The organism is Microcoleus sp. S13C4 (assembly GCF_036700865.1).
GTDB lineage: Bacteria > Cyanobacteriota > Cyanobacteriia > Cyanobacteriales > Microcoleaceae > Microcoleus.
The window spans coordinates 22,055-32,317 of sequence record NZ_JAUBPS010000066.1 but is presented as its reverse complement, the minus strand read 5'-3'; the positions used below and the strand labels follow the sequence as shown (position 1 = coordinate 32,317).

At 47.1% G+C, this 10,263-nt stretch carries 9 protein-coding genes; 4 read left to right on the top strand and 5 right to left on the bottom strand.

All coding sequences use genetic code 11. The features are described from left to right. Nucleotides 1–134 precede the first annotated feature (134 nt). Nucleotides 135–617 carry an Hsp20/alpha crystallin family protein gene (locus tag QT996_RS22760; RefSeq protein WP_333049167.1) on the bottom strand — a complete coding sequence of 161 codons (483 nt, stop codon included), beginning with the start codon at nucleotides 615–617 and terminating at the stop codon, nucleotides 135–137. 497 nt (nucleotides 618–1,114) lie between these two features. Beyond that, nucleotides 1,115–4,324 (bottom strand): glycoside hydrolase family 15 protein, encoded by a 3,210-nt coding sequence (locus QT996_RS22755; RefSeq protein WP_333049166.1) that lies wholly within the window; start codon nucleotides 4,322–4,324, stop codon nucleotides 1,115–1,117. Between the two features lie 111 nt (nucleotides 4,325–4,435). Here QT996_RS22755 and QT996_RS22750 point away from each other — a divergent pair, with 111 nt between their 5' ends. Further along, the gene (locus QT996_RS22750; RefSeq protein ID WP_333049164.1) at nucleotides 4,436–4,573 is read left to right on the top strand and encodes a hypothetical protein; all 138 of its coding nucleotides are present in this window, start codon (nucleotides 4,436–4,438) and stop codon (nucleotides 4,571–4,573) included. Between the two features lie 202 nt (nucleotides 4,574–4,775). Then, nucleotides 4,776–5,507 (top strand): WecB/TagA/CpsF family glycosyltransferase, encoded by a 732-nt coding sequence (locus QT996_RS22745; protein WP_333049162.1) that lies wholly within the window; start codon nucleotides 4,776–4,778, stop codon nucleotides 5,505–5,507. A gap of 63 nt (nucleotides 5,508–5,570) precedes the next feature. Here QT996_RS22745 and QT996_RS22740 read toward each other — a convergent pair whose 3' ends face one another. From QT996_RS22740 to QT996_RS22730, 3 genes are all read right to left on the bottom strand, one after another. Continuing rightward, a complete protein-coding gene (locus tag QT996_RS22740; protein WP_333049160.1) occupies nucleotides 5,571–7,898 on the bottom strand; it encodes a S8 family serine peptidase in 2,328 nt (775 codons plus the stop codon). Nucleotides 7,899–8,046: 148 nt separating this feature from the next. Next, nucleotides 8,047–8,445, bottom strand: a complete 399-nt coding sequence (locus tag QT996_RS22735) for a transcriptional regulator (protein WP_333049158.1) — start codon at nucleotides 8,443–8,445, stop codon at nucleotides 8,047–8,049. Nucleotides 8,446–8,601: 156 nt separating this feature from the next. Beyond that, the gene (locus QT996_RS22730; RefSeq protein ID WP_333049156.1) at nucleotides 8,602–8,922 is read right to left on the bottom strand and encodes a type II toxin-antitoxin system HigB family toxin; all 321 of its coding nucleotides are present in this window, start codon (nucleotides 8,920–8,922) and stop codon (nucleotides 8,602–8,604) included. 215 nt (nucleotides 8,923–9,137) lie between these two features. On the opposite strand from QT996_RS22730, the gene QT996_RS22725 reads away from it, so the two are divergent. Both QT996_RS22725 and QT996_RS22720 read left to right on the top strand, forming a co-directional pair. After that, on the top strand, nucleotides 9,138–9,761 hold the full coding sequence (locus tag QT996_RS22725; RefSeq protein ID WP_333049154.1) for a hypothetical protein: 624 nt from the start codon (nucleotides 9,138–9,140) through the stop codon (nucleotides 9,759–9,761). Between the two features lie 42 nt (nucleotides 9,762–9,803). Then, a complete protein-coding gene (locus tag QT996_RS22720; RefSeq protein ID WP_172192604.1) occupies nucleotides 9,804–10,064 on the top strand; it encodes a BolA family protein in 261 nt (86 codons plus the stop codon). Nucleotides 10,065–10,263 lie beyond the last annotated feature (199 nt).

Below are 10,263 nucleotides of genomic sequence, written 5' to 3'. Positions count from 1 at the left end.
CCCTCATTCTCTCCTTAACGGTGGCTCTAGTTTTTCTTGGACCACCGTTCTCATCTTTAGTTAGTCTAAACTACAGTCAATTAAGCACAGTTTTCTGCGTACTGAGTTCACCACTAAACACGCTTACCCCATCGTTATTGGTTAGCCTGTAAAGGAGCGGGAGTCGCTGGAGTTCCAGCAATTTGGGCTAAATTAATCTTGACGACTTTATTGCGAGCTTCAGTCACTTTGGGCAGCGTTAGCGTTAGAATGCCATCTTTGTATTCAGCTTGCACAGAGTCGTTTTGAATGTGTGCGGGCAAGGGAAGCACCCGGTGGAATTTGCCATAGCGGAATTCAGAGCGGAGGTAGCGAGATTTTTCGTCTGTGTTTTCGTAGCGGCGTTCGCCAGAGATAGAAATTGCTTCGCGAGTGACTTGAACGTCAATGTCTTTGGGGTCAATTCCAGGCAGTTGCGCTTTTAATACGAAGTTGTCCCCAGCATCAGCGAATTCCAGAGCTGGCATCCAAGTGGCTTCTGAGTTATCTCTCGTTGTTGCCCGTTGGTCAAAAACTTTATCGAGTTGCTCGCGGATGGTTTCTATTTCTGTGAAGGGTTGCCAATAGCGCATCAACATAATCTGTCACCTCAAAGATTGGTAAGACTTTATAACGAAAGTTTGGGTTGAAGCTCGTTGCTTACAGTTATCATGATGCCGCTTGATAAGTAGGAAGAACAGTCAGGAAAACCCCACTGAGTTGGTCGTATTTTCCAGAATACGTGCGAAAGAATCACCAGTAATTAGCAGTGAAGAAAACCGTACAAAGCTATTCCTAGAAACCGAAAAGCCTGTGTCAATCACAGGATGAGCCAGCCTCAGAACTTTGCACGGCGCGAGCGTCGCCAGAAGGATCGCTGGTGTTGCCAACCGTACCAAAAAGAGGGTGCGGGTGATGTGTAGCAGGCGCATAAGGACGTGCAGAGCGGGCAATCGCTGCTTTCCCATAGCCATCGCTCGCTGTATGAGGGAGCTCCCATAATCCCGATCGAGCTTAAATATCTCCCTTATTTCTAAGTCCGCCTCTGCGGACTTAGTTTGTGTAGTTGCGGTTTCAACCGCCGAACTATCTCAATCTATCCAAACTTCGTCAAGAATCGGAAAGCATCGAGTACGTGACTCGCGCAAACGTAAGGCGAAGTGTTGTAAAAAGCTTGCCAAGCCGCCGCTTTGTCTTCGTCGTATCTATCGGCTCTTTCCGGGTGTTTTCCTTGCCAATTCAGCCGCACTGCGTGACCGACTAATACATCTAAAACGATGTATTCTTCTACTTGCAATTCTGGGTTGCGCTGGCCAATTGCAGCCAACTCCATCAACGCCTCAATATTGACTTGTCGGTATTCCGGGGCGACTATTTTATTCAGCAAATGCTCGATTTGTAGCGCGAAATTCTTTTCACCCGGCGTCATTTCTGATAAAATGATATGGCTATCTAACCGATTGCGCCGCTCTAATTTGTCGCCAATTATCAAGCCTTTGCAGTGCCGCAGCAGTCCCCAAACACTCGGATAAAAATCTTTCGGTACGCGATTGACTGCACCTTCCATCTGCCGCTTCCGCCGCCATCCTCCCGCAGGCATTTGCGGTTCTTCGGAAACTGGCGCTACTACCCATTCAATATCTTTTTCCGGCTGTTTGACGCGCAGGGATTCTTGTTGTTTGAGGATTTGATTCATTTCCTCGTATTCTGTCAAGACTTGGCGGAGGCGATTTTTGATTTCAAAGGGACTTAGCTGCATTAAATGTTCGTAAGCTTCATTTTGCGTAACTCCCAATTCGCGGGCAAACTCGCTAGTCAGCAGCAAAATAAAGTAGCTAACTCTCAGCGTCAGCAGGCCTTTAAATAACTGCGGTTCGGCTTTAATTAGCAGGCCAAGGTAGATGAGAACTTCTTGAGTTAGAACTCGATCGCGAATATCTTCTCCGCAGAATTGGCGAATTTTATCCATCACTTCGGTGTAGGAACCGGGGCGCGAAATCACCGAATCTTCGCTGTAGGCTTTACCCACAGCAATCTGCTTTTGTCGCACCAAAATGTCTGTCACCGCATCGGACAAGCTGATATCAACCTTGTCCAGCAAACCTGCGGCATGGCGGATGACGGCCCATTGGATTTTTGATTGCGAACTTTCTCCAGCTTTTGTATAAACTTCGTTGAGCAACTCCACAACTTGTACTGTTTCGTCCGCACCTCCAAATCCTGTATCAAAATTTAATCCTTTGAGTCGAACTAAGGTGTGCAGCAACTCAATTTGTTCGTACAAATTTTCTGAATCTCGCAGGCTGGTTAGCAAGAAGTTAGTATTAGTTTCGCACTCTAATTTAAATTCTTGTGTGTGACCCAAAGGCCAAGTTTTTTCTGGATTGTAAGTGAGATATCGGCGCGTTTCTACTGCACCTGTCACCGGAGATTCGGTAAATTCAAAATCGTGCATGAAATCAATTCTTTCGGTGCCAGCAGTCAGCATTAACTGCTTAATATTTCCGAGTTTAACTGGCGTATTATTACAGTGTCCATCCCGGAATTCCTTCATTAATTCTAACAATGCTTCCCGGCCGGTTTCCAGCATCGTGTGAGTCAGCATCAGGGTTACCGTAGGGCGTCCCAACTGATACCAGTGGCGGTGAATGTGAGCTATTTCGCTCTTGATTTGAGCTACTAAAAAATGGTAATCTAAAGTTAAGTAAAACTCTTGTCTGTTCAAAAATGAGGGGAGAAATACGATCGCCTCTTCGCGAATTTTAAACACCCGAGAAGTTGTTAAACTCCGCAGACGGCGCACGGGGCGCCCGGTTAAACCTAATGGGTCGTTGCGTCCAATTTGCGTGTAAATAGCTGATAATTCTTTAGTCTGGCGGACTTGAATTGGTTCTACCTGTTTTGGGGTTTGCGCCGCAATGCCGTTAGCAGCTAATTCTGCTTGCAAATCTTCGTCTTCAGCTAACAGTGCAATTTGCACTAAAGGTTCTCGGTGCGGCCCGACTGACAAATGCCTTCCCAGCGGGTCGATATCGCCAACTGCGATTAATCCTTCGTTCAGCAATTGACCGAGAAAGTACAAACTTTGCGCCCAAACCAGGGGAATATTTTCATTGGGTAAGCGCTGCTGGCTGCTGGGATTCAGCTTTTCTGCTTCTATATTTTCGGCGGGGACGTAGTACAATTCGGGTAGTAGTGGCAAACCAGAGCGATCGACTGCTAGAGATTCCAAACGCTGCTGGTACTCTTGCACTTGGGCTTGATTTCCCTGAAATATGCCGTCCAAGAATAAATAAGTGAAAAATAGCGGCCACTCGCATTCAATGTGCTCGAACTGCCTTAACTCTGTGGGTTCGTAGTGCAGGCGATCGGCATCTTCCAACACTGTTTGGTGTCCGTCCCGTAGAAACCGCTTGCAGCCGTATTTTCCTTGCAATTTGTCAATAATCTTATTTCGAGTCCGTTCTACTAATTCTCGATCTTCCACAGCAAAAGCCGGAAAACTAATGACGCTCAATAAAGCTGCATCTACTTCTTTTGAACTAGATTCGCGAGGCAAAAGTGACTCTAAAGTTATGCGACTTCGGGCAATTTCGTCTGGCAAAACGTGAATAACAGATGCTTGAGAGCCTTTAATTCCAAACAAATCCAATCCATTTATTGCTTCCAGCGCTGCTTTTGCCATGCCAACTGAACTGGCGTTCAATTCTGCATTGCCGCGATTGATTTTATGGCCTCTTTCCCAAATTCCGTAATCGGGTGTGCGGTAGGCTCTACCGATGTAATAAACTAAATTTTGCACGAAATTGACTTCATCGATTGTAAAAACTACGTGCAAACCCGAAGCCGTCATTTGAGCAAGAATTAACAAATATATAGATGTAGCGTCTAACTGTAAATGGCCCCACTTGTCATCACCGACAACAATACTTCCAGTTTGAGTATTGTATTTAGCGTGCAAGGCATCTAAGGGCGATTGAGTATTTTTAAAACTTTCTACTTTGTTTGCTTGTTGCATCATCGCAAACATCAAGCCGCGCATCAGTTTGACTGTGCTATGTTCTAGTTCAAATGTCCTGCCGCGATCGCCATCAATTTTGCGGTACGCTAAACCCAAACCCCAAACCGCGAGAATGCTGTACACGTTGTCGCGCACCCAGGCATCAGTGTAGTCGCCGTGAGCGTTAACGGCGGTACTCGCCGGCAGCAAACCGGTAATTGGGTTCTGGCGCTTGAGGATGACGGTTTTGATTTGCTGGTAGTAATAATCTAACCTGGTTTGCCGCTGAGTTGTTGCGATCGCCATTTCGTTTTCCTTGTTTTTCCTGATGCGAGCCGAATTGCGGTGAATAGACTTCTAAATATATCAGAAATTATATCATTTCTCAAGTTTTTCAAACACAACAAGGTGATTGCCATGTCTAGCCGCAACAACAATAACAAGAGCGTTCCTTTCGTAAAAATTGTCTACTCTACAGTGAAAATTAATGGTAAAATTGAGCTAGTACCGATGGAATGGTACGCTGACGGCTCTGTCAAAAAAATCGAACACTAATGCTCGATCGCACTTTGCAGCATAACTCTAACGGACTTGCGCGCCGCGTACAAAAAACGCGGTTTCGGGACCACGGAATGATGACTTCACAGAATCTTTGTAGCACAAACCGGGTTTTTTGCGTCCAAAAGTGGTCTAGCATCGATCGCCAATCTAAGCTAATTTAAATAACTAGGTGTGTAGGAATCTCAAAGAAAAAAATATGGATCGATCGCAGCCGCAATTTTCTGTGCTGGGACTACCAGTTCACATATTAGATGATTATGCAGGTTGGCTGATGCAGCGCCTGGATCAAGGGTTAGGAAGTCACGTCGTGACGCTGAATGCTGAAATGGCGATGCAAGCCGAGCAAAATCAGGCTTTAGCAGATGTAATCCGCAAAGCGGAACTGGTGATTCCCGACGGTTCGGGAGTGGTGCTGTACTTGCGGATGCGTGGCAAACCGGCCCAGCGCTATCCGGGGATTGAATTAGCAGAATCGCTGCTGCAACAAGCTGGAAAATTGCCGGATTCGGAACCACTATTTTTCTTTGGAGGTTCCCCCGGAGTGGCGGCTGCTGCTGCGGAAACTTGGCAGCAAAAGGTTAACGGATTGTCGATTGCTTCTCAACACGGTTATCTTTCCGCAGAGGAAGAAACAGACTTCCGTGAAAGCCTCAAAAAAATCCAGCCAAAACTGATTTTTGTAGGATTGGGAGTACCGCGCCAAGAATTTTGGATTGCCGAACACCGACACCTTTGCCCTCAGTCAATTTGGGTGGGAGTAGGCGGCAGTTTCGATATTTGGGCGGGGACAAAAGACCGGGCGCCGGCTTGGTTTTGCGACAATCATTTAGAATGGTTGTACCGACTTTATCAAGAACCTTGGCGGTGGCGCAGGATGTTAGCTTTGCCGCAATTTGCTTTGAAAGCTTTGGGGAATTTGCGAGCTTAAAAGCAGCTACAATAAAATAGGTTGGTAGTGAGGGCTAAAGTCCTCACTACCAACCTATTGCCATTAGACAATGTAAGGAGAATCGATCGCCTTTGCCCGGTTAATCGCCACCAATGTCTGGTAAATCAAAGCCGAAATCTCAGCGCGGGTAATATCCCGCTGCGGGGAAAGCCAATCGCGGGAAGGATAATTAACCACAATCTTCAAGCTAGTTGCTGTGGCGATCGCACTCAAAGCATAATTAGGAATTTGAGAACGATCGATGTAAACTTTCAAAGAATCAGGATTGCCGCCCTTCAGTTCCAAACCGTTAACCAAAGACACGATCGCCTCACTCTTAGTCAAATTCTGATTCGGGCCGAACTTCAAGCCCGGAAACCCCGCCAAAAACCCCCCCCGATTTGCCCGTTCGATCGCACTTCTCGCCCAAAACGTAGCAGAAACATCAATAAAATTTGTAGCCGGCACCCTCGGAATCGGACTAAACGCACTCACCAACAGCGCCGCATATTGAGCGCGGTTTAAACTGTCATCAGGGCGAAAAGAACCGTCAGGAAAACCGCTAATTATATTCGCCGCAGCCAAAGCTTCAATAAACTTCTGTGCCCAATGTCCAGAAATATCGCTGAACACCGCACCCCCGATATTCGGATTGCCGCCGCCCTTTCTCACCGCAGCTTGCACAGCTTTAAAAGCATTCACTTTGCCGTAACCAAACCAATCGCTGCGGCCGTTGTTAGGATCGTAATTCCCCATGCGATTGCCCAACTGGGGATCGGGATCGGGATCGACAATTTTTTCAGCAGTTTGTTCGAGAATTCCCCGCACTTCCCGCGCCGTCAAACGGGGGTTAGCCGAAAGTATCAACCCTGCAACCCCAGCGACTACTGGAGTGGCGCTGGAAGTACCGCCAAAAGTATCCGTATAGTCCCCCCAATCGTAGCCTTGAGTACCGACTCGATCGGCAGTAAACACCCCCAAACCGGGCAAATACTGCGTCACCTGCGGCGGCGTGCCGATAAATCCGGTTTCGGGCAACCAAGTTCCCGGCGGTGCGTTGTTGCTGGGGGCGCAAACCGAGATGCTGGTGCCCCAATTGCTGTAGGCTGCTTTTTTGTTGAGGGAAGTGGAAGCGCTGACGGCAATTACGTCTGGGTGAACGGCAAATCCCGCCAGCCATCTCGTTTGACCCTCCACGACGTTGTTGGGCCAGCCTTTCTCGTTAATTGTGCCGTTGACTGGGCGGTTGGCATTCCCCGCAGCGAACAGAATAACGCAGCCTCTGCCGCCCCGCCCTTGGGTTGCTGCTTTGGTGATGACGGCACTCTGCCGCAGGGAAAGGGGATAGTAAACTGCCGCAGGCCCCCAACTGCAAGAAATGACGGCGGCACCTTTTTCGATCGCCCAATTAAATATTTTTTCGACAGAATCGTCATCGAGAAAACCCGTGGTACGAATGGGCATCAGCGCGCATCCGGGGGCGACGCCGACAATGCCTGTGCCGTTTTCTTCAGCAACGGCGACGCCTGCACAACTTGTGCCGTGGTTGTCTGAGTCGGCGACTGGCATCGGGGAAGTGTCGCCCTCTTTTAAATCGATGGGTGAGACTATTTTGGCCTGGCCTTGAAAATCTGGGTGGGTGATGTCAACTGAATCGTCGGCGATCGCAATTACGATCGATCGAACTCCGCGAGTCATGTTCCAAGCTGGTTCTGCATAAATTTGAGCACCACCGACAAGTTCGTTGCCGCCTTTGTTGTTTAGATACCACTGTTTGGGATAAAGCGGATCGCGGGGCGTGTAATGCTGCTGCGTCTCTACTAAAATGTTGGGTTCTGCTACGAGAACTTCTGGATATCTTGTCAGGCGGTTGGCAATTTTGACGGGATTTTCTGTTGCTTGTTTGGTGACTTCGCAGACGAAGGTGTTGGGAATTCCTTCTACTGGCCGGACTATTTTTAAAGCTGCTGCATTGGCGATCGTCTTTCGCGATTGTTCGTCTACTTGTTCCCCAAATTGAATGGTAATTTGGTCTGTCAGGTAAAAGAATGTACTCGGATTGTTCGCGGGGCAATAGACGTGGCTGGCAAAAGCTACGGCATCGCTGGCGCGGGCTGCTTGCATTGCTGCTTCTAGGCTAGAGGGCGCAACGAGATATTCTTCGAGATTGGTTGGGCCGACGCGACGGTTGAGTTTTGCCCCAGTTGTTGCAGCCCAATCGTTTGAGGCTGATGCTGTTAAGGAGGGGCGGACTGTAAAGCGATCGTTCGCTTTTGACAGCAGTAATTCATCGCCGCCACGCTGCAAAATTAGTGCCAGACTTTCATCGGGAACTCCAATTCCTTGATAGTTTTGTAAGGTATTTGCGGAAAGTTCGATCGGTTGTGTCATCAGAAATGCCTTTGTTTAATTTTAATCCAGTCTTACTATATTTTCAAGAACAGGCAGGATGCCTGTTCCACAAAAACTGAATTTTCTGGTGGGGTGGGCATCTTGCCCGCCCGTAAAAGGCTTATTAACAATGATTCAGCAAGTCCCCTCAAATAAACACGCTAGGATTAACATTAAAAAATTCTCCCAGCGCCTTAGCTTGCGCCTTGCTAATCGCCCGTTTTCCATTAACCACCTCAGAGACTACTCCTTTGGAACCAATCACGCCCACTAAATCGGCTTGTTTGAGTTCGCGAACTTCGATGAAATGCAATAGAACATCCCGGGGAGTCACTTCTGGATCTGGGTAATATTTTGATTCGTATTCTTCGATCAACAGCCCCCAGAGACTCAGTAAAGTTTCTTCTTCTACTGTTAATTCTTCCTTAGACATCAGAAAATCGACTTCGGCGAGGGCTAGATCATTATCTTCTTCGTTCAGGATTGGCTTAGGCTGAGATTTAGCCAGCAGTTGACCGTAAGCTGTTTTTTCAATTGTGATGTTCATTTCTCATTCCTTTGCTTGCTTACTTAGACATGGTTCTCAAGTACAAGGTGGGTGTTTGTTTCTCGATATCATAATTTTGACTTTTGGAGTAAATGTTTTTGATTAATTGAACACATCAGGGAAGCTGTAATGTTTCCCCGATAATTTTAGTGGGATTTAACCTATTTTAGGTTTAACTTCATTTTCATCATTCCAGTTAATTTTGTCATATTCAGTATGGCTTAAAAATTTTTTAAAATATATAATTTTGGCGGTATAGTTGATTTTTACGATTAATCTATACTGATTGCCTTTAATATTAAATATGGTATATCCACAGACTTGATCGACCGATTTGGAATATCCCTGTCGAATCTCTTCGAGTGATTCCCAATTGTTGTCTTTGATGGCCTTGCGCCCGACTGCGATCGCAGCCTTGGCATCGTCGGAGTAGGATTCGATCGCACTCTCCAGATTTTTCTTGGAAATTAGCCTCATTCCAGTACCGTTTTTTAAACGACACTTCTATGTTCTCATACTGAGAACATTTTTTCAAGTCTGTACTTGAATTTTTCCTCAAGAGCCTTTTGCCCGATCGCGCACCCTTTGACATTTAGATAAATTTGGTTTACACTTAGCCGGTTGCGATCGCCAATGGTAAGATCGGCTCAAGCTAAATATTTTATTAAAGCGCACAGGCGCAAAGTAATTTCATGGTATACTCTGGAACTGTTTGCTGGCTTCGCTCCACTGCCCGGATTACGATCGGGGCGATCGCAGCTTTTACCCTGTTGCAACCGATCCAAGTCCAAGCACAACAACCCTCTGGGCCAGAGAACCAACGGCAAGTCGAACAGACGGACGACCCCACAGACCCCAACAATCTCCGCCCTATGACGCAAGACAGCAGCCTGCTGAGCGTCCAAGGAGGCCAGCGTTTGATGACAGAAGCCAGCAGTGCTATTTCCAATCAGAATTACGCACTCGCTACTCAAAAGCTGCAAGAATCTCGCCAAATTTTCAATCAACTGTCGAACTTCTACCAACAACTGGGGAGCAGTTTTGCCGGAATTGACATCCGCTTGGCCGAAAGCCACCGCACCAAAGCTGTAGAAACAGCCCAAATGCGCGACGAAGCTACCTACCGGCTGGCGTTGGTACACAGGGCACAAAATAAACCGGAACTGGCTGTTCCCCTGTTAATTCAGATTATTCGATCGCAGCAGCCAACTCGCGACTTGGGCAAGAAAGCTTACCAGCAGTTACTGGAATTGGGTTTTGTGGATTCGCCCTTTCCCCGGCCTGCCAGCGTTCAACCGAGTTCATCGAAAAAATAGTTCCACTAAAACCTAAATTACAGCCGTTTATCAGAGAAACCAATGGTTACACCGTCTCAAGTAGCAGAAATGATTAAGGCAGGCTTGCCCGACGCTAAAATACAAGTTGACGATTTGACCGGTGGGGGCGACCACTACCAAGCGAGAGTAGTCTCTGCCGCTTTTGAAGGAAAAAGCCGAGTACAGCAGCACCAACTGGTCTACGGCGCTCTCAAACAGGCAATGGCTAGTGAAGCCATCCACGCTTTGGGCTTGGAAACCTTAACTCCCGCAGAATGGGAAGCCAAAAGTCAAGTTGCTTAATTGTTGAGTTGCAAGTGGATATCACAAGTTTGTGCTGGTGTCAATAGTTGCTTGAGAGACAACTGCTCCGCTTACGCACAAAAACCACAAAAACCCGGTTTTTTTACCGGAATCTATGGCTGTAACGAAAGATTTTCGTAAAAAACGCGGTTTTTGCGTCAGTCAACGTTGAAAAATTTTCAAACAATATTAGGATCTA

Bases quoted from the DNA above. Each gene is read 5' to 3' on its own strand.
- QT996_RS22760 (WP_333049167.1), bottom strand. From the start codon at position 617: ATGTTGATGCGCTATTGGCAACCCTTCACAGAAATAGAAACCATCCGC.
- QT996_RS22720 (WP_172192604.1), top strand. From the start codon at position 9,804: ATGGTTACACCGTCTCAAGTAGCAGAAATGATTAAGGCAGGCTTGCCC.
- QT996_RS22745 (WP_333049162.1), top strand. From the start codon at position 4,776: ATGGATCGATCGCAGCCGCAATTTTCTGTGCTGGGACTACCAGTTCAC.
- QT996_RS22730 (WP_333049156.1), bottom strand. From the start codon at position 8,922: ATGAGGCTAATTTCCAAGAAAAATCTGGAGAGTGCGATCGAATCCTAC.
- QT996_RS22740 (WP_333049160.1), bottom strand. From the start codon at position 7,898: ATGACACAACCGATCGAACTTTCCGCAAATACCTTACAAAACTATCAA.
- QT996_RS22750 (WP_333049164.1), top strand. From the start codon at position 4,436: ATGTCTAGCCGCAACAACAATAACAAGAGCGTTCCTTTCGTAAAAATT.
- QT996_RS22725 (WP_333049154.1), top strand. From the start codon at position 9,138: ATGGTATACTCTGGAACTGTTTGCTGGCTTCGCTCCACTGCCCGGATT.
- QT996_RS22735 (WP_333049158.1), bottom strand. From the start codon at position 8,445: ATGAACATCACAATTGAAAAAACAGCTTACGGTCAACTGCTGGCTAAA.
- QT996_RS22755 (WP_333049166.1), bottom strand. From the start codon at position 4,324: ATGGCGATCGCAACAACTCAGCGGCAAACCAGGTTAGATTATTACTAC.